The sequence below is a fragment of the Streptomyces sp. x-19 genome (genome assembly GCF_046549115.1).
Classification (GTDB): Bacteria; Actinomycetota; Actinomycetes; order Streptomycetales; family Streptomycetaceae; genus Streptomyces; species Streptomyces albulus_C.
In genome coordinates, this window is sequence record NZ_JAJPWK010000001.1 from 157,545 (window position 1) to 179,590 (window position 22,046).

Sequence of the window (22,046 nt, forward strand, 5' to 3'; positions counted from 1 at the left end):
CTACGCTGGAGGTGATGTCGGGCAGCCGCCGTCGGCGTAGGGCCGGCGGCCCTACGAGCCGAGGAAACCCGTGAGTGACACCCCATTTGGATTCGGCCTTCCGCCGGAGGAGCCGGAGGACGGCGACAACGGCGAGAAGAAGGGCGGCCAGGGAGGTAGCCAGGGCCCCGCGAACCCCTTCGGGTTCGGCGGCGGGAGCGGCGGCGCGGACAACCCGTTCGCGGCGCTCTTCGGCGGCATGGGCGGACCCGGCGGCCAGATGGACCCTGGTGACCTCGGCGCCGCCTTCCAGCGGCTCGGTCAGATGCTCTCCTACGAGGGCGGCCCGGTGAACTGGGAGATGGCCAAGGACATCGCGCGGCAGACCGTCGCGCAGGGTGCCGAGGACGGCAGCAAGGACGCCAGCGTCTCCTCCGGTGAGCGCGCGGCCGTCCAGGACGCCGTGCGGCTCGCGGACCTGTGGCTGGACGGGGTGACGTCGCTCCCGTCGGGCGCCGGCTCGGTGGTGGCCTGGAGCCGCGCCGAGTGGGTCGAGGAGACCCTGCCGGTGTGGAAGGACCTGGTCGACCCGCTCGCGGAGCGGGTCGGACTGGCGATGGGCGAGGTGCTGCCCGAGGAGATGCAGGCCATGGCCGGCCCGCTGCTCGGGATGATGCGCTCCATGGGCGGCGCGATGTTCGGCACCCAGATCGGGCAGGCGCTGGGCGTGCTGGCCTCCGAGGTCGTCGGTTCGACGGACGTCGGGCTGCCGCTGGGCCCCGCCGGCAAGGCCGCGCTGCTGCCGGCGAACGTCAAGGCGTTCGGCGCCGGACTGGGCGTCCCGGAGGAGGAGGTGCGGCTCTACCTCGCCCTGCGCGAGGCAGCCCACCAGCGGCTCTTCGCCCACGTTCCGTGGCTGCGCTCGCATCTCTTCGGTGCCGTGGAGGGCTACGCGCGCGGCATCAAGGTCGACACGACCAAGCTGGAGGACATGGTCGGCCAGATCGACCCGCAGCACCCCGAGGAGCTGCAGAACGCCCTCCAGGGCGGCATGTTCCAGCCCGAGGACACCCCGGAGCAGAAGGCCGCCCTGGCCCGCCTGGAGACCGCCCTGGCACTCGTCGAGGGCTGGGTGGACGCGGTGGTGCACGCTGCCGCCAAGCCGCACCTGCCATCCGCGGACAAGCTCCGCGAGACGCTGCGGCGGCGCCGCGCCACCGGCGGCCCGGCCGAGCAGACCTTCTCGACGCTGATCGGGCTCCAGCTGCGTCCGCGGCGGCTGCGCGACGCCTCGCGGCTGTGGGCGTCCCTGACGGACGCGCGGGGCCTGGACGGCCGCGACGGCCTGTGGGAGCACCCGGACATGCTGCCGACGGCGGCCGACCTGGACGACCCCGACGGCTTCGTCCACCACGAGCACGCGGACTTCTCCGAGCTCGACAAGATGCTGGGCGAGGCGGCGAGCGGCAGCGGCCCGGACCTGACCAAGCGGGCCGGGGACGACGCCGCCGAGGGCCCCGAGGACGGGCCGGCCGAGGGCAAGGGTGACGGCGCCAAGTGAGCCTGCACGCGGAGGCGGCGCGGGTGCTCAAGGAGTGGCCCGCGCCGTCGGCTGATCAGGAGCGGCTGCGGCTGGCCTACCTGGACCACCTCGTGGCCCATCAGGACGGCATGTGGAAGCCATGCAAGGACGGGCACGTCACGGCCAGCGCGCTGGTGATCGACCCGGCCGGCGGGCGGGTGCTGCTCACCCTGCACCGCAAGTTGGAGATGTGGCTCCAGATGGGCGGCCACTGTGAGCCCGAGGACGCCTCGTTGGCCGACGCGGCGCTGCGCGAGGCGCGTGAGGAGTCCGGGATCGCGCACGGGCTGACGCTGCTGGGCGGCGCGCCGGTGCGACTGGACCGGCACCAGACGCCCTGCGCGGTCCACCTCGACGTGCAGTACGCGGCGCTGGCGCCCGCGGATGCGGTGGCGAAGATCAGCGACGAGTCGCTGGACCTGCGCTGGTTCCGCTACGACGAGGTGGCCGCGGTCGCCGACGACTCGGTGGTGCGTCTGGTGGCGGACACCCGGGCCCTGCTGTCCGCGGCTTCTTCCTGACCCGACGTCACACTTGCGGCCGGCGGCCACCCCCGAGGAGGGGCGGACGCCGGCCGCATGCGTGACGGGTGGCCCGGGCGAGTCAGCCTCGGGGCTGCTGGCCGTGCGGTGCGCCGGGCGCTCCCGGCTCGTCGGGACGGTGCCACGGGCCCGTACCGCCGTCCTCGGGCAGCGGCGCGCCCGGCGCCGGGTACGGGGCGTTCGGTGCATAGGGGGCAGGCGGCGGCTGCTGGCCCGGCTGCCCGTACGCGGCGGGCGGCGGGAGCGGCACGGGCGGCCCCTGCGGCGCGCCGTACTGCTGCACCGGCGGCGGCTGCTGACCGTACGGGGGCGCCGGCGGAGGCTGTTGGCCGTACGGCGGGACCGGCGGGGGCTGCTGACCGTACGGGGGCGGCGGGGGCGGCTGTTGGCCGTACTGCGGCGGCTGTTGGCCGTACGGCGGCAGCGGGGGCGGCTGCTGACCGGCCGGGTGCCCACCGGGCACCTGGCCGTACGGCGGGGGCGGCGGTCCCTGCATGCCGATGCCCGGCGGCGGGGGCGGCGGGGGCGGCGGTCCCTGCAACGCCGGCGGCGGCACCTGTCCACCGGGCGGGACCATCGGCGCGATGACCGTCGGCGCACTGTGGATCTGCGCGGCGGCGGGCTGCGGGGACTGTGCGACGGCCGGCTGCGGCAGCGGGGGCGGCGTCGACCGCTGAGGGTGCGGGGCGGGCGCGCGCGGGTCGGGGACGGCCGGCGCGGGCGGTGCCGGAACGGCCGGCGGCACGGCGAGGGCGGGCGGCGCGGCGGACGGGTCGGGCCCCGGGGCCGGCGGGGACAGCGTGAAGTCGGCGTCGTCCTGCGCGGCGGCGGATACAGCCGGTGCCTGGCCGGCGGCGTCCTCCTCCAGGACCTCGCCGCCGAAGTTCGTCAGCAGCGCCTCCAACCCGCCGTCGAACCCCTGACCGACCGCCGCGAACCGCCAGACGTCCTTGACGTAGAGGTCGCCGAGCATCACGGCGCGCTCGGTGCTGAACTCGGCGCCGGTGAACGGGTACCGGGCCACCTCCTGGCCACCGGCCACGACACGCAGGCAGCCGGGGCCGACCTGCGCCATCTGGCCCTCGCCGTCGAGGGAGGCGGTGAAGGTCAGCCTGCGGACCTGCGACGGTAGGCGGTCGAGGGCGACGTGGAAGGACGCGGTGTCGCCGGGCTGCGGGTCGAGCAGCCGGATCGCGTCCTCGGGGGCCGCGGGCTGGTTGTAGAAGACGAAGTAGCGGTCGTCGGAGAGCCGCTCGTCGGCGTCCAGGCCGAAGCAGCTGATGTCGAAGGCCAGGCCGGGCCCGGCGATCTGCACCCCGACGTACAGGTCCCGATCCGCCGTCAGATCGGCGAGCCTGGCCTTGTGGCCCCGCTGGAACTCCCTGGCCATGTGCAACGCCCCTCCCCCGCTCTCGCAGTGCATCCCTACCCACGCCAGGCTAACGGCTGGCACCGACGGTCCGCGGTGGCGGGGCGCGTCGGGGAACGGACCGGGACTGGCGGTTCAGCGACGGCGGGCGGCGGGCAGGTGCGGCAGCCGGTCGGCGGCCACCACGCCTTCGAGGTAGCCGCGGGCCCGTTCGGTGCGCGGATAGGGATCCAACAGCCGCCAGAACTCCGGCCCGTGACCGGGGACGAGGAGGTGCGCCAGCTCGTGCAGCAGGACGTAGTCGATGACGTACTCCGGCATGCCCTGGAGGCGGTGCGACAGCCGGATGCTGCCCTCGGCCGGGGTGCACGATCCCCAGCGGGTGTTCTGGTTGGTGACCCAGCGGACCGACGCCGGCCGGGCACGGCCGTCGAGGTAGTGCCCCGAGAGCCGCTCGGCCCGTTCGGCCAACTCGCCGTCGCCGAGCATCCGCTTGCTCTCCTGGGCGGCGAGCTTGTCCAGCATCACCGACACCCAGCGCTGTTCCTCGGCCTGCGACATCCGGGCCGGGATCAGCACGATGGTGCGATCGCCCTCGCGGTACGCGGAGACCGTCCGGCGTCGCCTGCTGCTGCGGCGCACCTCGACCGGGCGGGCCGGCGGGCTCGGCTCGGCCCGCCGCGGGCGATCGGCGGCGCGGCGCAGGGGTGTCTCCCCGGATCCGCGCGGGGAAGGGTCGGCGGGCACGCGCCCGACGTTACCCGCTGGCACGGGGGGAAGTCCCGACCCTCGGACGGTTCGCCACCTGAACGCCCCCGGCGTGCACCGCTTGTACGACTCCGGGCCGGCGCCTGTGGATAACTTCGGGGTCCGGCGCCCGGCCGGCGCATGCTGGAGGCCGGACGAGACGGAACGGGGGCGGATGACGTGCATCCGATGCTCAAGCCCGCGCTGCGGCGCGGCTGGCAGGACCGGGAGACGGTGCGGTTCGGGGTGGCGCCGGCGCATGCCCGGGTGGTCGGCCCGGTCGACCTCGCGACCGGCAGCTTCCTGGAGTTGATCGACGGCACCCGCTCGTTGTCGCAACTGCTCGACGCAGCCGTGGCACTGGACGTGGCGCCGGAGCGGGCGCGCGGGGTGGTGGCGCGGCTCGACGCGGCCGGGCTCCTGGAGCCGCCGGCGACGGACGGGCCGGCGGACGGCGCCGTGCGGACCGACGACCGGGCCGTCGCGCGGCTGCGGGCGGATCTGTCCGCCCTGTCGGTGCGGCAGCGCCCGGGGGCGGCGGGACCGCTGGCGCAGTTGGGGGCGCGCCGGTCGGTCCGGGTGAAGGTCAAGGGGGCCGGGCGGGTCGGCGCCCAGGTCGCGGCACTGCTGTCCGCCTCGGGGGTCGGCCGGGTGGACGTGGTGGACGGCGGCACGGTCGCGCCGTGGGACGTGGTGCCGGGCGGGCCGACCCCCGGCCAGGTCGGCGAGCGGCGGGCCGAGTCCGCGCGGCGGCTGGTCCGGGAGTCCTCCCCGTGGAGCCGACGGCCCCGGCCCGGCGGCCCGGTCACCGAGGCCGGTGAACCAGGCGTCTGTCTCCTGGTGCTCGCCCCGCGCGACGGCCTCGGCGCCTACGCCCCCGACCCGGTGCTCGCCGAGCCGCTGCTCGCCGCCGGCGTCCCGCACCTCTACGCGGGGGTGCTGGAGGGCACCGGGGTGGTGGGGCCGCTGGTGGTGCCCGGCGTCTCGGCCTGCGCCGGCTGCGACCAACTCCGCCGTACGGACGCGGAGCCGGCCTGGCCGCGGCTGCTGGCGCAGTGGCGTTCGGGTCGCGGCACGCCGGCGGTACCGGCCTGTGACGCGGCGCTGGCGACGGCGGTCGCGGGGCTCGCCGCCGTGCAGGCGCTGGCGTTTCTCGACGGCGAGCCGCCGCCGTGCACCGGCGCGCGGATGGAGCTGCCGCTGCCGTGCGCGAGCGTGCGGACGGTGCGGATCGCCCCGCATCCCGCTTGCGGCTGCGGGGCCGCCGGTGGACGGGGCACGGCGGACACCTCGGATCCTCGGCCGCGACACGCAACAATGACGGGGTAACCCCGGTAGGGGACGGTGTGAGTTGGAGGGGCGCATGTCTGATCTTCCCCGTAAGGCGGTCACCCGCACCGCCAAGCTGGCCGCCCTGCCACTGGGGTTCGCCGGCCGCGCCACCTGGGGCCTGGGCAAACGGATCGGTGGCAAGTCCGCCGAGATCGTCGGCCGGGAGCTCCAACAGCGCACCGCGGAGCAGCTGTTCAAGGTGCTCGGCGAGTTGAAGGGCGGTGCGATGAAGTTCGGGCAGGCGCTGTCCGTCTTCGAGTCGGCGCTGCCCGAGGAGGTCGCCGGTCCCTACCGCGCGGCCCTGACGAAGCTCCAGGAAGCGGCCCCGCCGCTGCCGGCCAGCACCGTGCACGCCGTGTTGGCCGAGCGGCTCGGGGAGGACTGGCGGGAGCTGTTCGAGGAGTTCGAGGACAGGCCGGCCGCGGCGGCGTCGATCGGACAGGTGCACCGGGCGGTGTGGCACGACGGTCGCGAGGTGGCGGTCAAGGTGCAGTACCCGGGGGCCGGCCCGGCACTGCTGTCGGACCTGACGCAGCTCAGCCGGTTCGCGCGGCTGCTCGGACCGCTGATCCCGGGCATGGACATCAAGCCGCTCATCACCGAGCTGCGCGACCGGGTCTCCGAAGAGCTGGACTACGCCCTGGAGGCCGAGGCCCAGCGGGCGCACGCCGCGGAGTTCGCCGGCGACCCGGACGTGGTGGTGCCGGCCGTGGTGCACCAGAGCGACCAGGTGCTGGTGACGGAGTGGCTGGAGGGGGTGCCGCTGTCCGAGGTGATCGCCGACGGCACCGAGGAGGAGCGCGACCGCGCCGGGCAGCTGCTGGCGCACTTCCTCTTCTCCGGTCCGGCACGCACCGGCCTGCTGCACGCCGACCCGCATCCGGGCAACTTCCGCCTGCTCCCCGGCAGGACGCCGGACGGCCCGGTGGCCGAATGGCGGTTGGGCGTGCTGGACTTCGGCACCGTCGACCGGCTGCCGGACGGGCTGCCGCCGACGATCGGCAGTTCGCTGCGGATGGCGCTGGACGGCGAGGCGGACGCGGTCTACCGCATGCTGTGCGAGGAGGGCTTCGTCAAGGAGTCCATCGAGCTGGACCCGGACGCGGTGCTGGAGTACCTGCTGCCGATCATCGAACCCGCGCAGCTGGACGCGTTCACCTTCACCCGGGGCTGGATGCGGCGGCAGGCGGCCCGGATCGGCGATCCGCGCTCCCCCGCACACCAGTTGGGCAAGCAGCTCAACCTGCCGCCCGCCTACCTCCTGATACACCGTGTGACGTTGAGCACCATCGGGGTGCTGTGCCAGTTGGGGGCGACGGTACGGCTGCGCGCGGAGTTGGAGGCGTGGATGCCGGGGTTCCTGTCCGCCGCAGCCGAGGCGGACGCGACGGACGACGACACCGCGGGCCACGACGAGGCGGACGGCGGCTCGGCGGAAGAGGGCGCCTCGACGGATGCGGCGGACTCCGCCGGCAGTCCGGCGGAGAGTCCGGCCTGACCCTCACCACCAGCTGGAATCCAGCCGGCCTTCGATGGCGCGGATGTTGTCCCGGGCACAGCGGTCGCAGAAGTACCGGCGCTCGCCGTTCTCGACCGAGCAGGTCCACGTCGGCGGGGTGCCCTCGGCCACCGCGCCGCAGCGCGTGCACACCGTGCCGTCGGAGGTCAACTCCGCCTGTTGCTGCGTCTTCTGGTCCACCATCCGACGATATCCCCGCAAGGGTCGTGAACCGGGACGCAACGCACCGCGGGGCCCGTCCGGTCGGACGGGCCCCGCGGTGCTCACGGGCTCAGTGCACGGTGCGGGTCCGCCCGGTCACTGCATCACGGCCATGGCCAACGCCCGGCGGGCGCGCAGCGACGCGCGCTCGGCGCGCCGCTGCATCCGCCGCGCGGCCGCGAGCCGATGTCCTCTGCGTTGGGACTCGGCTTCGGAAAGGCGTTGTTCCACATGGGCCCTGGCCAGGGCTTCTGGCATGAGTTGCATGGCGAGGTTCCTGTTCTGACGCGACTCGATCGCGCTGACGTTCGTGGGTGCGGTGGTGTCGGTGAAAGTCGGGTTCATCGTGGGGTCCTGCTTCTGGGGGTCCCGGGTGAGGGGACGGTCGATCGTTCCTGTGCGCGCGGTGTTCATGCCACGACCGGGTTCTTGCGCGGACGACCCCGCGGACGCTTCCGCGGCACGACGACGCCCTGCACGAAGAGCTCACCGCCCCACACGCCCCACGGCTCGCGGCGGTCCTTGGCGCCGGCCAGGCAGGCGTCCCGCACCGGGCAGGTCTGGCACAGCGTCTTGGCGTACTCGACGTCGGCCGGGGACTCCGCGAAGAAGACCTCGGGGTCGTAGGTGCGGCAGGGGACGGAGGTGCCGAGGCGGTCGATCTCGTCGTCGAGCTCGGTGAGGGGCAGCAAGGGGTTCTCCTGGGGGTCTGGCGGAGGGATCAGGTCGGTGGCGGACGGGGTGTGCGTCTGGAGTTGCACGGTGGTGTGTTCCTCGTCTGTTCCGGCCCGGCTGGTGGCGGGCACGTTGGGCAAAACAAAAGGACCGCGGATCCCGGTGTGGGTTCCGCGGCCCTGGAAGGTGCCGACCTGATCGCCGATCAGGCTGGATCTCTCCAGGATTCGAGGCCGCGGTAGGCCCACATGTCATGCTGCGACTGGTACTTCCGGGGTTCGGCACCGTTGGCCGCCGTCGCGAAGGCAAAGGCATTCGCCCGTGCCGTCGCCACCGCTGCTGCGGGTGCCTCGGTCGGTCGCACGATCGGCTCGCCCACCGTCGGAACGGCGAGGGCGTCGGGACGCGCGACCTCGGTACCGGACAGTCGGCCGGAGCCGGACAGACCGGTGCCCAGGAGCGAGACGCCAAGAGCGCAGGGGGCGACGACCGAGAGATCGGTCATTTTGTTGGTCTCGATGAAGCTGATCACTGGGCTCGCCTCCTCTCGGCGTCTAGGGGACCGGGAAAACCCGATCCGGGGCGTTCAAGTACAGCACGGAATCATCGGATCCCGGAAGTTCCGGTGTTTCCGCTGCTTCCGAGAGGCTATGGGGATGCGCTCCACGCGCGCAAACTATTTTTCCGACGAGTTTTCCGTGGCGTCGTCGGGCCCCTCCGCGAGGTCCCCGCCGGGCTGCGCGCCGAGCTCCTCACCGGCGCAGATCGCCAGTACGTCGGCGCCGAAGCGGTCGAACTTGCGGCGGCCCACGCCGGGAATGACGGCCAACTCCTCGGCGGCCATCGGGACGGCCTCGGCGATGGCCATCAGGGTCTTGTCGGTGAAGACGCAGTAGGCCGGCTGGCGGGTGCGCGCGGCCTGCTCGGCGCGCCAGTCCCGCAGCCGCTCGTAGAGCGCCTCGTCGAGCTCCGAGGGGCAGTCCTCGCAGCGCATCAGCTTCATCTCGCCGGGATCGGTCAGCGTGCGGTTGCAGACCCGGCAGCGGGCCGGGCTGCGGTGCGCGCGCGCCGGCCGGCCGGCGGCCGCCGGGGCGCTGCCGCCGCGCTCAATGCCGCCGGTGAGCACCCCGGCGGTGCGGCGGCGGGCCGAGCCGGTGCCGGGCCGCAGGCCGTCCAGGAAGCGGCTGGCGCTGCGCACCGCCCGCCCGCCGGGCGAGCGGGCCAACGACCAGGACAGCGCCAGGTGGCGGCGGGCGCGGGTGATGCCGACGTAGAGCAGCCGGCGCTCCTCCTCGACCTGCTCGTCGGTGCGGGCGTGGTGGAGCGGCAGCATGCCCTCGGTGAGGCCGACCAGGAAGACCGCGTCCCACTCCAGGCCCTTGGCGGCGTGCAGCGAGGCGAGGGTGACGCCCTCGACGGTGGGGGCGTGCTGGGCGGCGGCCCGCTCGTCGAGTTCGGCGACCAGGTCGGCGAGGGTGGCGGCCGGGCGGGCCCGGGCGAAGTCCTCGGCGAGCCGGACCAGGGCGGCGAGCGACTCCCAGCGGTCGCGGGCCGCGCCGGAGCCGGCCGGCGGCCGGTCGGTCCAGCCCGTGTCGCTGAGCACCGCGCGCACCTCGGACGGCAGGTCGGCGGCGCCGGCGAGCAGGGTGTCGTTGCCGCCGAAGCGGGCCGCGCCGCGGAGCTTGACGCCGGCCTCGCGGACCTCGGGCCGTTCGAAGAACCGCTCGGCGCCGCGCAGTTGGTAGGGCACGTCGGCGTCGGCGAGGGCCTGCTCGTAGACCTCGGACTGGGCGTTGATGCGGAAGAGGACAGCGATCTCGCTGGCCGGTACGCCGGCTGCGATCAGGTCGCGGATCCGGCGGGCGGTGCCCTCGGCCTCGGCGGGCTCGTCGCCGTACTCGGTGAAGACCGGTTCGGTGTCCGGCTCGCGCTGCGAGACCAGCTCCAGGCGGTGCTCGGCGGCGCGGCCCCGGGCCCGGGAGAGCAGGCCGTTGGCGAGGTGGACGACCTGGGGGGTGGAGCGGTAGTCGCGGACGAGCTTGACGACCGTGGCGTGCGGGTGGCGGCTGCGGAAGTCGAGGAGGTGGTCCGGGGTGGCGCCGGTGAAGCTGTAGATCGTCTGGCTGGCGTCGCCGACCACGCACAGGGTGTCGCGGTCGCCGAGCCACAGCTCCAGCAGCCGCTGCTGGAGCGGGCTGACGTCCTGGTACTCGTCGACGACGAAGTGCTGGTACTGGGAGCGGACCTGCTCGGCGATGTCGTGCCGGTCCTGGAGCACGCCGACCGTGAGCAACAGCACGTCCTCGAAGTCGATGGTGCCGCGGTCCCGCTTGAGCTGCTCGTACGTGGCGTATATCTGCCCGATCTCGGCGGGGTCGCGGGGCGCCTCACGGCCGGCCTTGGCGGCCGCGGCCGGATAGTCGGCGGGCACCGTCTGGGTGACCTTGGACCACTCGATCTCGCCGGTGACGTCGCGCAGCTCGTTGCGGTCGAGGCGGAGGCGGCAGCGGGCGGCGGCCTCCGCGATCAGCGGGCCCTTGCGGTCGAGGAGCCGCGGCAGCTCGCCGCCGACCGCCCGCGGCCAGAAGAACTGGAGCTGGCGCAGGGCCGCGGAGTGGAACGTGCGGGCCTGGACGCCGGCCGCGCCCAGCTGCCGGAGCCGGCCGCGCATCTCGCCGGCGGCGCGGGCGGTGAAGGTGACCGCGAGCACGCTGGCGGGCTGCAGGATGCCGGCCTGAACGCCGTAGGCGATGCGGTGGGTGATCGCGCGGGTCTTGCCGGTGCCGGCACCGGCCAGGACGCACACGGGTCCGTGCAGGGCCGTGGCGACCTCCCGCTGCTCGGGGTCGAGCCCTTGGAGCACCGCGTCGGCCCCGCTCGGCGGAACCGCGTGGGGAGAGCCGCCCGGAACCTGCGGGAAGAGAGTGGCGTCCGTTGCTGCTGTCACCCCGCCATGCTGCCAGGTCCGCGGGCGCACCCGGGAAAACCGTCCACAGCGCCCGGGGGCCGGTCGTACCGGCGGGCCCGGCTTGGGACGGCCGGGGGCCCGGTGGGGCCCGGCCGAGGGACGGTGGTGGGGGCCGGCGGACGGCCGGGAATGGTCCGGGGCCGGTGAACGTTGTCGACATCAGTGCCACGGCGTCGGAGCGATGCGCGTGGCACCTGATCACGATCCACACCGAGCTAAGGAGCGCGGGGCGCATGGCGGGCACTGTGACGATGTACAGCACGACCTGGTGCGGTTACTGCCGTCGGCTGAAGGGCCAGATGGACCGCGAGGGCATTGCGTACACCGAGGTCAACATCGAGCAGGACCCGGAGTCCGCGGCGTTCGTCGAGAAGGCCAACGGCGGCAACCAGACGGTGCCGACCGTGCTCTTCGCCGACGGCACGACGCTGACCAACCCGTCCCTGGCGCAGGTCAAGGAGAAGGTGGCGGCGGCCTGAGGGCCCGGCGCACCGCAGGAGCGGGGCCGTCGGCCGGTCCGTGAGGGAGCCGGCCGACGGCCCAGTGCCGTCCGCCGGCCCGGGGTGCGGTGATCACCGCACCCCGGGCCGCACGGGTCACGGCTTGGGCAGCGGCTGCCCGTACCAGCGCTCGATCAGCCGTGCCGCGATGGAGATGCCGTAGGGCGGCATGACCTCGCCGGAGGCGAAGGCGGCGCTGAGGTCGTCCCGGGAGAACCACCGGGCCTCCTCGATCTCCTCGCCGTCCACCTGGATCTCGGCGGAGGTGGCGCGGGCCATGAAGCCCAGCATCAGGCTGGAGGGGAAGGGCCAGGGCTGGCTGGCGACGTACTCGACCTCCCCGACGACGACCCCGGCCTCCTCGAAGACCTCCCGGGCGACCGACTGCTCGATGGACTCGCCCGGCTCGACGAAGCCCGCCAGGGTGGAGAAGCGCCCCTCGGGCCAGTGGACCTGGCGGCCGAGCAGGGCGCGGTCCTGGTCGTCGGTGACGAGCATGATCACGGCCGGGTCGGTGCGCGGGTAGTGCTCGGCGCCACAGGCCGGGCAGCGGCGGATGTGGCCGGCGGCCGCGATCACGGTCCGCTCGCCGCAGCGGGAGCAGAAGCGGTGCATCCGCTGCCAGTTCTCCAGGGCCACGGCGTGGACGAGGAGGCCGGCGTCCCGGGGGGAGAGCAGCAGGCCGGCCTCGCGGAGCCCGGCGGCGCGGGCGGACTGGTCCAGGCGGCCGGGCAGCGCGTCCTTCTGGAGGGCGAAGTAGCTGACGCCGTCCTCGTCGGTGCCGAGGTAGTAGCGGTGGGCCTCGGTCAGCGGCGCCTCGAAGGAGGGCGTCATGATCAGTTCGGTGCGGCCGTCGGGGGTGTCGTCGATCAGCGCCTGGCCCCCGGACACGACGAAGACGCGCGTCGTCGGGTGGCTCCAGGCCGCCGCCAGCCATGCCTCGTCGAGCCGATGGTGGGCGGAGCGGTCAATTCCGCTCGGCGCGCTGAAGGTGATCGGCCGGTCGGCCGTGCGGTCGGTCCAGGTGGTCACTGCTGTTTCCAACTCCCCCTATGGCGTGGGTGATTGCTGCGTGCGGGCGCGGAGCGGTACGGCGGTGGGCGCGGGTCAGGACGGACGCCAGGCGTCCGCCAGGTCGCCCCAGAGGTAGGCGGCGGCCTCCACGCCCTTCATCAACAGGTCGAGTTCGACCTTCTCGTTCGGGGCGTGCCAGCCGTCGGAGGGCACCGAGATGCCCAGGAAGAGGACCGGGACGCCGAGGACGTCCTGGAGGTCGGCCGCCGGACCCGAACCGCCCTCGCGGGTGTAGCGGATCTCCGTCTCGAAGGCCCGGCCCATGGCGCGGGTCACGGACTGCAGCGCCGGGTGGTCGAGCGGGGTGAGGCAGGGACGGGTGGCGCCCCAGAAGGTGATCTCGTGCCGGATGCCGGCCGGGAGCCGGTCGGCGACCCAGTCCCGGACCGCCTGCTGGACGGCCTCGGCGTCCTGGCCGGCGACCAGGCGGAAGGAGAGCTTCAGCTGGGCGGCGGCCGGCACGATGGTCTTGCTGCCCGGGCCCTGGTAGCCGCCTCCGATGCCGTTGACCTCGGCGGCGGGGCGGGCCCAGATGCGCTCCAGCGTGGTGGTGCCGCGCTCGCCGAGGGTGGCGTGCGAATGCGCGGTCGCCAGCCAGCGCTCCTCGTCGAAGGGCAGCTCGGCGAAGAGCTCCCGCTCGCGGTCGGTGAGTTCGATCACCCCGTCGTAGAAGCCGGGGATCGCGACCCGCCGGTCGACGTCGTGCAGCGCGGCGGCGAGCCGGGCCACCTCGGTGGCCGGATTGGGCACCGCACCGCCGAACGAACCGGAGTGGATGTCCTGGTCGGGGCCGTACAGATCGATCTGGCAGTCCGTCAGGCCGCGCATGCCGGTGCAGACGGTGGGGGTGTCCTCGGCCCACATGCCGGTGTCGGAGACGATCACGGCGTCGCAGGCCAGGCGGTCGGCGCGGGCCGTGATCAGGGCCGGGAGGTTCGGAGAGCCGGACTCCTCCTCACCCTCGATGAGCAGCTTGAGGTTGACGGCGGGGGCCGTCCGGCCGGTCGCGGCGAGGTGGGCGCGGACGCCCAGGGTGTGGAAGAAGACCTGGCCCTTGTCGTCGGCGGCGCCGCGCGCGTAGAGGCGGCCGTCGACGGTCACCGGCTCGAAGGGGTCGGTGTGCCAGCCGTCCTCCCGGGCGGCGGGCTGGACGTCGTGGTGGCCGTAGACGAGCACCGTCGGGGCAGTCGGGTCCCCGGAGGGCCACTCGGCGAACACCGCGGGCAGTCCCTCGGTCTCCCACACCTCGGTCACCGGGAAGCCGGTCTCCGCGAGCTTGGCGGCGAGCCAGTCGGCGCTGCGGCGCACGTCCTCCGTACGGCCCGGGTCGGCGGAGACGGAGGGGATACGCAGCCACTGCGCGAGGTCGGCGAGGAAGGCGTCGCGGTGGTCGGCGAGGTACGCGCGGACGGCGTTGTCCGGGGTGGTGCTCATACGCCCGAGCCTATCGGCCTTCCGGGGGATACCGGCCGGGGGTCTCGCCCAGCAGGATCCGTTCGAGCCCGGCGCGGCCCGGCAGGCGGGCGGGCCGGACCACTTCCCCGGTGCGGACGAAGAGGAACGCGGCGCCCACCGCGGCGGGGTCCAGACCGTACCGCTCGGCCCAGGCCAGGCGGTAGACGGCCAACTGGAGCGGGTCCGCGCCGCCCCCGCCCGCGGGGAGCTGCCGGCCGGTCTTCCAGTCGATGATCTCGAAGCGGTCGCCGTCGGGGCCGTGCTCCTTGTAGACCGCGTCGATCCGGCCGCGGACGACCCGCCCGGCGAGCGTCATGCGGAACGGGACCTCCACCCGGAACGGGGTGCGGTGGGCGTACGGGGTCCGGGCGAACGCCTCCTTCAAGGCCGTCAGGTCCTGTTCGTCGGCGATCTCCGCGGCCTCGCCGGGCTCGGCGCCGGGCAGCTCCTCCGGGCCGAGCAGCGGCAGCGGCAACTCCTCGAACCGGGACTGGACCCAGGCGTGGAAACGGGTGCCGCGGCGGGCCGCGGGCTGCGGGCGGCGCGGCATCGGACGGGCCAGCTCGCGGGCGAAGCCGTCGGGGTCGGCGGCGACGTGGAGCAGTTCGGTGGCGGTCAGGGAGGCCGGCAGCGGGACGTCCCGGACCCGGGCCCGGGAACTGCGCAGCTCGGCGGCGAGCGCGCCCAGATCGCGGTCCCAGGACGCCACGGTGCGGCGCTCCTCGGGCACCAGCGACGCGGACCGCTCACCCGTGGGAGCCACCGGGCCACCGGGGGCGGGCACGCCCGGACCGGGACCGGACGCGAGGGCGGCCGGATCGGGCTCGGCGGAACGCTGGGCGATCAGGCGGGGGCGCGGGGCGGGGGCCGGGGCGCTCGCCCCTCCTCCGGATTCCCCGGATTCATGGGATTCCTGGGAAGCGGCGGATACCTGGGAGGCGGCGGCGTACGCGTCGTCGGGGGCGCCCTCGTACGGGTCCTGGTCGTGGGCGTAGGGGGCCTCGTCGTGGGCCCCCGCCATGGCGTCGTCGTAGGGAGCGTCCTCGTAGGGAGCGTCCTCGTAGGGCGGGTACGGCGCGTCCTCAAGGGCGGCCGCCCACTCCTCGTCGTCCGGTGGGGGCGGCCATTCCGGGTCGTACGCGGGGGGCGCGGGGGCGGGGGCCGGGGCGGCCTGGGCGGCGAGGTGGGCGCGGACCGTGTCAGCGGCCCGGCGGCGGCGGGCCAGGGCCGCGGGGTCCAGCGGCAGCGGCCAGGGCTGGTCGGCGGCGGCCTCGGCGAGCGCCGGGTTCTCGGCGCCCTCCTCGGGCGGGTCGGCCCAGACCTCGATCTCGCCGTGGCCGGCCTCGCAGTGCTCGCAGAGCGCCGTCAGGAAGGCGGACGGGCCGCGGGACCGCTTCTGGCTGGGGCCCCACCAGTGGCCGGAGCCGAGCAGCAGGGAGCGCGGGCGGGTGAAGGTGACGTAGCCCAGGCGGAGCTCCTCGGTCTCCTGGTGCTGCTTCATCGCCTCCTTGAAGTCCTTGACGCCGCGGGCGGTCCACTCCGCCACGTCGGGCAGCGTCACGGCGTCGCCGCGCAGGGCGTGCGGCAGCACCTTGGCGCGGCTGATCCAGGACTCCCGGGCCTGCTCGCTGGGGAACTGCTTGGCCACCAGGCCGGGCACCGCGACCACGTCCCACTCCAGGCCCTTGGACTTGTGGGCGGTGAGCACCTTGACGGTGTCCTCGCCCCCCGGGAGCGAGCTGTCCAGGCCCTTCTCGAACTGGACGGCGGTGCGCAGGAAGCCGAGGAAGGCCAGCAGGGTCGCCTCGCCGTCGAGGGCGGCGCCGCCCTCCTTGGCGGCGAACCCGGCGGCGATGTCCAAGAAGGTGCCCAGGGTCTCCCGGCGACGGGCGGCGAGGGCGTGCGGCGAGGCGGACAGCTCCACCTCCAGGCCGGTGACGGCGAGGATCCGGTGGAGCACGTCCATCAACGGGTCGGCGAGCGAGCGCCGCAGGTCGCGGAGTTCGGCGGCCAGGCGGGCGAAGCGGACCCTGGCCTCCGGGGAGAACGGCAGGCCGTCGTCGGCACCGCCGGACTCCAAGAAGGTGTCCAGCGCGTCGGCGAGCGAGATCGTCTCGGCCGGGTCGACGCCCTCGACGGCCGCGGCGAGGCGCCGCTGGGGGTCGTCGTCGGGCGAACCGCCGGGCGCGGAGGTGTGGGCCAGGGCGCGGGCCCGGCGGCCCAGCAGCGCGAGGTCGCGGGCGCCGATCCGCCAGCGGGGACCGATCAGCAGCCGGACCAGGGCGGCGTTGGCCGTCGGGTCCTGGAGGACCTCGCAGGTCGCGACCAGGTCGGCGATCTCGGGCAGGTGCAGCAGCCCGGAGAGGCCGACGACCTCCACCGGAACGTCCCGCGCGACCAACTCGCCCTGGATGCCGGCGAAGTCGGCCGCGGTCCGGCACAGCACCGCGATCCCGCCGGGCGGGGTGCCGGTGCGGACCAGGTGGGCGAGGGAGTCGGCGAGCCAGCCGAGCTCCTCGCGGTGGGTCGGCAACAGGGCGCAGCGGACCACGCCGTCCCGCTCGGCGCCGGGGGCCGGGCGGAGCGCCTCCACACCGGCGTGCATCGCGCGCAGCGGGGCGGCCAGGCGATTGGCGAGGTCCAGGAGGCGGCCGCCGCTGCGGCGGTTCTCGCTGAGGGCGAAGCGGCGGGCCGGGCTGCCGTCGGCGAACGGGAAGTGGGTGGGGAAGTCGTCGAGGTTGGCGACGGAGGCGCCGCGCCAGCCGTAGATGGCCTGGCAGGGGTCGCCGACGGCGGTGACGGCGTGCCCGGTGGCGGCCCCGGTGGCGGGCCCGGTGCCGGCCCCGCCGTCGCCGCCGTCGCCACTGTCGCCGCCGGCGCCGAAGAGGCCGGAGAGCAGCAGCCGCTGGGCGACGGAGGTGTCCTGGTACTCGTCGAGCAGGACGACCCGGAACTCGTCGCGCAGCAGGGCGCCGACCTCGGGACGGGTGGTGGCCAGGGTGGCCGCGAGGGCGATCTGGTCGCCGAAGTCCAGCAGGTCGCGGCGGCGCTTCTCGCGGCGGTAGGCGGCGACCAGGTCGAGCAGCTCCAGCCGGCCGCGGGCTGCCTCGGGGACCTTGCGCAGCTCGGCGTTGCTGAGCTTGGCGCCGTCCAGGGCCGCGAGCAGGGCGGTGTCGTGGGCGTGCAGGGCGTCCGGGTCCACCAGGTGCTCGGCCAGCTGGCCGTCGAGCGCGAGGAGGTCCTCCACCAGGGTGGGCAGCGAGGTGGTGAGCGACGGGTACGGGCCGGGGGCGGCGCGCAGGGTGCGGGCGGCGAGTTGGAAGCGGGTGGCGTCGGCGAGCAGGCGGGCGCTGGGCTCCAGGCCGATGCGCAGGCCGTGGTCCTTCAGGAGCTGGCCGGCGAAGGCGTGGTACGTGGAGATCCGCGGCTCCCCGGGGGGCGCCTCGGTGGGCGGCTGTGCGCCGCCGCCGGCCGGGACGGGCGCGTCGGGGTCGGTGACGCCGGCCGCCAGCAGGGCGGCGCGGACCCGCTCGGCGAGCTCCCCGGCCGCCTTGTTCGTGAACGTCAGCCCGAGGACCTGCTCGGGGGCGACCTGGCCGGTGCCGACCAGCCACACCACCCGGGCCGCCATCACCGTGGTCTTGCCCGAACCGGCGCCGGCCACGATGACCTGCGGGGCGGGCGGGGCCGTGATGCACGCCGTCTGCTCCGGGGTGAACGGGATGCCCAACAGCTCCTTGAGCTGCTCGGGGTCGGTGATGCGGGCTGACACATCGGACACCGTAACGGCCGGCACTGACATTCCCGTCATGACCGGAGTCCGGGCAGGTCAGCGCGGTGCACGTACCCCGTCGGGGTGCGTGGTGAGGGGCGGCGGTCGGCTCACTCCACGATCTGCCGGCCCTCCGGCAGCGCGCTGCACGAGGCCCGGAACGCACAGTGCGTGCAGTGCGCACCGGTGGTGGGCGTGAAGCGCTCCTCCAGGACGCGGCCGGCGGCGGTGGCCAGCAGGTCGCCGACCCAGTCGCCGTCCAGCGGGGGCTGCGCCTGGACGGCCGGCAGCGCGTCGCCGCCCTCCTTGCGGGGCGCGCCCAACCGCAGGTGGACCAGTTCGGCGCCGCCCGGCTCCGGCCGGTCCCCGTCGACGGCGTCGTCGAGGGCGCCCTCGCGGACCGCGAGCTGGTAGACGGCGAGCTGCGGGTGGCGGAGGACCTCGGGCCCGGTCGGCTTCTGCTTGCCGGTCTTGAAGTCGACGACGTAGGCGCGGCCCTGGGCGTCCGTCGACACGTGGTCCATGCTGCCGCGGATGCGGACCTCGTAGGCGCCGGCGGCGAGGGTGACGTCGAAGCCGTGCTCGGTGGCGACGGTGTGCCGGCCGAGGGTCTCGCGCTCCATGACGTGCCAGCGCAGGAAGCGCTCCAGGGCGGCGCGGGCGCTGTCCTTCTCCTGGCGGGACTTCCACGGGGCGTCGAAGGCGAGCGCGTCCCACACCGAGTCCAGCCGTGCCATCAGGACGGACAGGTCGGCCGGGGTGCGGCCGGAGGCGACCTCGTCGGCGAGGACGTGGACGACGTTGCCGAAGCCCTGGGCGGCGGTGGCCGGGGCGTCGGCCTTCACCTCGCGCCCCAGGAACCACTGGAGGGCGCAGGTGTTCGCCAGTTGGTCGAGGGCGCTGCCGGAGAGCACCACCGGCCGGTCGCGGTCGCGCAGCGGGACGGCGTTGTCGGTCGGCTCGTGCAGGCCCCACCAGCTGTCCGGGTGCGCGGCCGGCACCAGGGGGTACCCGTCGTCGTCGCACAGCGCGGCCAGCTTGGCCAGCCGCTCGGCGGCGGCCTCGCGCAGCGCCGGACCGGCCTCCGGGTCGACGGTGGTGGCGCGCAGCTCCGCGACGAGCGCGGCCACCGTCAGGGGGCGGCGGGGCCGCCCGGTGACGTCCTGGGGGGTGACGCCCAGCTCGGTGAGGAACCGGGACGGCTGGTCACCGTCCTCGGCGGCCGCCTTCACGGCGGTGACCACCAGGCGTTCCCGGGCCCGGGTCGCCGCCACGTAGAACAGCCGGCGCTCCTCGGCGAGCAGGGCGCCCGGGGTGAGCGGTTCGGCCAGGCCGTCCCGACCGATCCGGTCCGCCTCCAGGAGCGAACCGCGCCGGCGCAGATCGGGCCAGAGCCCCTCCTGGACCCCGGCGACCACCACGAGGCGCCATTCCAGGCCCTTCGCGCGGTGCGCGGTCATCAGCCGGACCGCGTCGGGGCGGACCGTCCGGCGGGTGAGGGTGTCGGCGGCGATGTCCTGGGCGTCCAATTCCTCCAGGAAGTTGCGGGCGCCGCGGCCGCCGGTGCGCTCCTCGGCGCGGGCCGCGGTCTCGAAGAGCGCGACCACCGCGTCCAGGTCCCGGTCGGCGTTGCGGCCGGCGGCGCCGCCGCGCCGGGCGGCTCGTTCCAGCCGCCCCGGCCAGGGAGTGCCGTCCCATAGCTCCCACAGCGCCTGCTCGGCCGTCCCGCCGCCGGCGAGGAGTTCGCGGGCCTTGCGCAGCAGCAAGCCGAGCCGCTGGGCCCCACGGGCGTAGCCGGGATCGTGCGCCACCAGCCGCTCGGGCTCGGCCAGCGCGCGGGCGATCAGCTCGTCGGAGGGCGGCGGCAGCGGCTGGCCGGCCGCCCGCTCCTCCTCGCGCAGCGCCCGGCCCAGCCGCCGCAGGTCGGCGGCGTCCATGCCGCCCAGGGGAGAGGTGAGCAGGTCTATGGCGGTCTCGGCGTCGATCCGCGGGGCGGTGGTGTGGTCCGGGGTGTCGGTCGTCTCCGCCGCGCCCGCCACGACTGCGTCGGACGCCTCGGCGGCGTCCACTGCGTCCACGGCGTGCTCGGCGGCCACGGCCGTCACGGCGTCTGCCGCCTCGTCGGCGGCGGCGGTGTCGCCGCGCGCGGCCCCGCCGGTGGATCGCTCGGCCGGCGCCCCCGCGGCCACCCGCAGCGCGGTCAGGAGCGGGCCGACCGCCGGTTCGTGGCGCAGCGGCAGGTCGTCGCCGTCGATGTCGAGCGGGACCCCGGCGGCGGTGAGCGCCCGGCGCAGGGTCGGGATCGAGCGCCCCCCGGCGCGCACCAGCACGGCCATCTCGCGCCAGGGCATCCCCTCCTCCAGGTGGGCCCGGCGGAGCAGGTCCGCGATGTTGTCCAGCTCGGCGCCGGGCGTCGGGTAGGTGTACGCCGCGACCCGGCCGCCGTCCCGTACGGGCGTCGGCTCGCGGTGGGCGCGGACGGCGGCGGACGGCAGGCGGGTGAGTGGCATCCGGCGGGTGATCAGCCGGGTGGCGGCCAACAGGGCGGCGCCGGAGCGGCGGGAGGTGCGCAGGACGGCCACCGGGGCTGGTTCCCCGTCGGCCCGCCGGAAGGTCTCCGGGAAGTCGAGGATGCCGTTGACGTCGGCGCCCCGGAACGCGTAGATCGACTGGTCGGGGTCGCCGAAGGCGAGCAGCGTGCGCCCCGGGGAGCCGGCCGCGGCCGGCGCGCCCCGGTGGCCGGCGAGCGCCCGCAGCAGCCGCACCTGGGCGACGTCGGTGTCCTGGTACTCGTCGACGTAGACCGCGTCGTAGGCGCCGGCCAGTCGGGCGGCGGCCTCCGGGCCCTCCGCCAGCAGCACCGCCCGGTGCACCAACTCGGCGTAGTCCAGCACCCCCTGGGCGTCCAGGACGTCGAGGTACTCGGCGAGGAAGGCGGCCGCGGCCTGCCAGTCGGGGCGGCCGGTGCGGCGGGCGAAGTCGCCCAGCGCGTCCGGGTCCAGGCCCAGCTCCCGGCTGCGGGCCAGCACCGCGCGGACCTCGTCGGCGAAGCCGCGGGTGGTCAGGCAGGCCCGCAGCTCGTCCGGCCAGCCCGCCCGGGCGCGGCCGGCGCCGGCCAGCTCCGCCTGCCCCGCCAGGAGCTCGCGGACGACCAGGTCCTGCTCGGGGCCGGACAGCAGCCGCAACGGGTCGGCGAAGAGGTCCGCGTCCTGATGGGCGCGGACCAGGGCGTAACAGAAGGAGTGGAAGGTGGTGGCCTGGGGGACGCCCGTCCGGCGCCCACCGGGTCCCTCCGGGAGCACGTCCGCGTCGGCCAGGCGCGCCGCCAGCCGGTCGCGGAGGGCCACCGCGGCCTTCCGGCTGAAGGTAAGGACGAGGATCCGCTCGGGGTCGCCGCCCTCCCGGATGCGGCGCACCACGGATTCCACCAGGGTCGTGGTCTTGCCCGTCCCCGGGCCGGCGAGGACCAGCAGCGGGCCGTCGCGGTGCGCCACCACCGCGCGCTGGGCGTCGTCCAGGTCGGGGGGCGCGGTCCGCTCCGGCGGGGTGCGCACCAGGCGGTACGCGCCGGGGGCGCCGCGTCGCGCCGCCGCGCGGGGCTGCGCCGGCCCGACGGCCGGAAGGGAGGAACTCACGTGGATCGCCGGTCCTGGGAGGGAGGTGCTGGTCGTGGTGCGGACGGGGCCGGACGGTACCGCCGGGCGTCCCGGCCGTCGGGACGGTCGCGGTGGACCGCGGCCGGGACGGCAGTCCTCGACCGTACCGGGTCGGGGAGCCGCGCGGCCGGGTCGGCCGTCAGGGCACCGGCCGCCGCCCGGACACCCGGCGGCGGGAGCGCCGGCGCGCTACGCCCCGTCGCCGCCGTCCCACCGGGCCCGCCGCATGTCGATCCGCGGTATGTGGCCCTCGGACGCGGCCGGGGCGCCCTTCAGGGGCGTGCCCTCGTCCCGGTAGTGGGCCAGGGCGCGCAGTTCGCTCCCGGGCAGCAGCACGCCGTCCGCGCGCACCACCCGCCACCACGGCACCGCGCCGCCGTAGAGGGCCATCACCCGCCCCACCTGCCGGGGGCCGCCCGGCGCCGGCCCCTGCGGGTGCTCCTCGTCCTTGAGCCACTCGGCGACGTCGCCGTACGTCATGACCCTGCCGGACGGGATCAGCTCGGCGACGCCGAGGACCCGCTCCGCGTAGTCGGGCAGTTCGACCGCGGCGCCCGCTGCGTCGTCCGGCGCGGCCCGGTCACCGGCGGCGCCGGCGCTGTACGTGTCTCCGGTCCCCTTCATTCGGTCCATCCTGCCGCACAGCACCGACAATGGGCTTGGATGCCCGATCCG

General features: G+C 75.3%; 16 protein-coding genes and 1 pseudogene. 5 read left to right on the plus strand and 12 right to left on the minus strand.

Annotated features, from left to right (window positions below):
* The first annotated feature begins 70 nt into the window (after window positions 1-70).
* Both ACLJT4_RS00735 and ACLJT4_RS00740 read left to right on the plus strand, forming a co-directional pair.
* A complete protein-coding gene (locus ACLJT4_RS00735) occupies window positions 71-1,540 on the plus strand; it encodes a zinc-dependent metalloprotease (RefSeq protein WP_331248695.1) in 1,470 nt (489 codons plus the stop codon).
* Complete coding sequence (locus ACLJT4_RS00740) at window positions 1,537-2,082, plus strand: NUDIX hydrolase (protein WP_411120504.1); 546 nt, start codon at window positions 1,537-1,539, stop codon at window positions 2,080-2,082. Before ACLJT4_RS00735 ends, ACLJT4_RS00740 begins: the two co-directional genes overlap by 4 nt.
* 259 nt (window positions 2,083-2,341) lie before the next feature.
* Here the strand turns inward: ACLJT4_RS00740 and ACLJT4_RS00745 are convergent.
* Window positions 2,342-3,493, minus strand: a pseudogene (locus ACLJT4_RS00745) (TerD family protein); the annotation flags it as partial.
* Window positions 3,494-3,607: 114 nt separating this feature from the next.
* Complete coding sequence (locus tag ACLJT4_RS00750; RefSeq protein ID WP_411120505.1) at window positions 3,608-4,219, minus strand: M48 family metallopeptidase; 612 nt, start codon at window positions 4,217-4,219, stop codon at window positions 3,608-3,610.
* Between the two features lie 189 nt (window positions 4,220-4,408).
* Between ACLJT4_RS00750 and ACLJT4_RS00755 the strand changes: the two genes are divergently transcribed.
* Both ACLJT4_RS00755 and ACLJT4_RS00760 read left to right on the plus strand, forming a co-directional pair.
* Complete coding sequence (locus ACLJT4_RS00755; protein ID WP_411120506.1) at window positions 4,409-5,548, plus strand: ThiF family adenylyltransferase; 1,140 nt, start codon at window positions 4,409-4,411, stop codon at window positions 5,546-5,548.
* Between the two features lie 34 nt (window positions 5,549-5,582).
* Window positions 5,583-7,049, plus strand: coding sequence for an ABC1 kinase family protein (locus ACLJT4_RS00760; protein WP_411120507.1), 1,467 nt, complete (start codon window positions 5,583-5,585; stop codon window positions 7,047-7,049).
* A gap of 3 nt (window positions 7,050-7,052) precedes the next feature.
* Here ACLJT4_RS00760 and ACLJT4_RS00765 read toward each other — a convergent pair whose 3' ends face one another.
* From ACLJT4_RS00765 to ACLJT4_RS00785, 5 genes are all read right to left on the minus strand, one after another.
* Window positions 7,053-7,253 (minus strand): hypothetical protein, encoded by a 201-nt coding sequence (locus ACLJT4_RS00765; protein WP_016574555.1) that lies wholly within the window; start codon window positions 7,251-7,253, stop codon window positions 7,053-7,055.
* Window positions 7,254-7,367: 114 nt separating this feature from the next.
* A complete protein-coding gene (locus tag ACLJT4_RS00770) occupies window positions 7,368-7,685 on the minus strand; it encodes a hypothetical protein (RefSeq protein ID WP_411120508.1) in 318 nt (105 codons plus the stop codon).
* Window positions 7,682-8,032 carry a WhiB family transcriptional regulator gene (locus ACLJT4_RS00775; RefSeq protein WP_016574557.1) on the minus strand — a complete coding sequence of 117 codons (351 nt, stop codon included), beginning with the start codon at window positions 8,030-8,032 and terminating at the stop codon, window positions 7,682-7,684. Before ACLJT4_RS00775 ends, ACLJT4_RS00770 begins: the two co-directional genes overlap by 4 nt.
* A gap of 119 nt (window positions 8,033-8,151) precedes the next feature.
* The gene (locus ACLJT4_RS00780; protein ID WP_038521634.1) at window positions 8,152-8,478 is read right to left on the minus strand and encodes a hypothetical protein; all 327 of its coding nucleotides are present in this window, start codon (window positions 8,476-8,478) and stop codon (window positions 8,152-8,154) included.
* 144 nt (window positions 8,479-8,622) lie between these two features.
* Window positions 8,623-10,893: an ATP-dependent DNA helicase UvrD2 gene (locus ACLJT4_RS00785; protein WP_411120509.1), complete on the minus strand. Its 2,271-nt coding sequence runs from the start codon at window positions 10,891-10,893 to the stop codon at window positions 8,623-8,625.
* A 254-nt stretch (window positions 10,894-11,147) separates the two neighbouring features.
* Here ACLJT4_RS00785 and ACLJT4_RS00790 point away from each other — a divergent pair, with 254 nt between their 5' ends.
* Entirely contained in the window at window positions 11,148-11,393 is a 246-nt protein-coding gene (locus tag ACLJT4_RS00790) for a mycoredoxin (protein WP_016576739.1), read from the plus strand.
* Window positions 11,394-11,510: 117 nt separating this feature from the next.
* Here ACLJT4_RS00790 and nudC read toward each other — a convergent pair whose 3' ends face one another.
* The 5 genes from nudC to ACLJT4_RS00815 all read right to left on the minus strand — a co-directional run bounded on the left by nudC (window position 11,511) and on the right by ACLJT4_RS00815 (window position 21,995).
* Window positions 11,511-12,446: an NAD(+) diphosphatase gene (gene nudC, locus ACLJT4_RS00795; RefSeq protein ID WP_016576226.1), complete on the minus strand. Its 936-nt coding sequence runs from the start codon at window positions 12,444-12,446 to the stop codon at window positions 11,511-11,513.
* Between the two features lie 75 nt (window positions 12,447-12,521).
* On the minus strand, window positions 12,522-13,922 hold the full coding sequence (locus tag ACLJT4_RS00800) for a dipeptidase (RefSeq protein ID WP_411120510.1): 1,401 nt from the start codon (window positions 13,920-13,922) through the stop codon (window positions 12,522-12,524).
* Window positions 13,923-13,932: 10 nt separating this feature from the next.
* Window positions 13,933-17,715: a UvrD-helicase domain-containing protein gene (locus ACLJT4_RS00805; RefSeq protein ID WP_411120511.1), complete on the minus strand. Its 3,783-nt coding sequence runs from the start codon at window positions 17,713-17,715 to the stop codon at window positions 13,933-13,935.
* Between the two features lie 110 nt (window positions 17,716-17,825).
* A complete protein-coding gene (locus ACLJT4_RS00810) occupies window positions 17,826-21,350 on the minus strand; it encodes an ATP-dependent helicase (protein ID WP_411120512.1) in 3,525 nt (1,174 codons plus the stop codon).
* A 210-nt stretch (window positions 21,351-21,560) separates the two neighbouring features.
* Window positions 21,561-21,995: an MGMT family protein gene (locus tag ACLJT4_RS00815; protein WP_411120513.1), complete on the minus strand. Its 435-nt coding sequence runs from the start codon at window positions 21,993-21,995 to the stop codon at window positions 21,561-21,563.
* Window positions 21,996-22,046 lie beyond the last annotated feature (51 nt).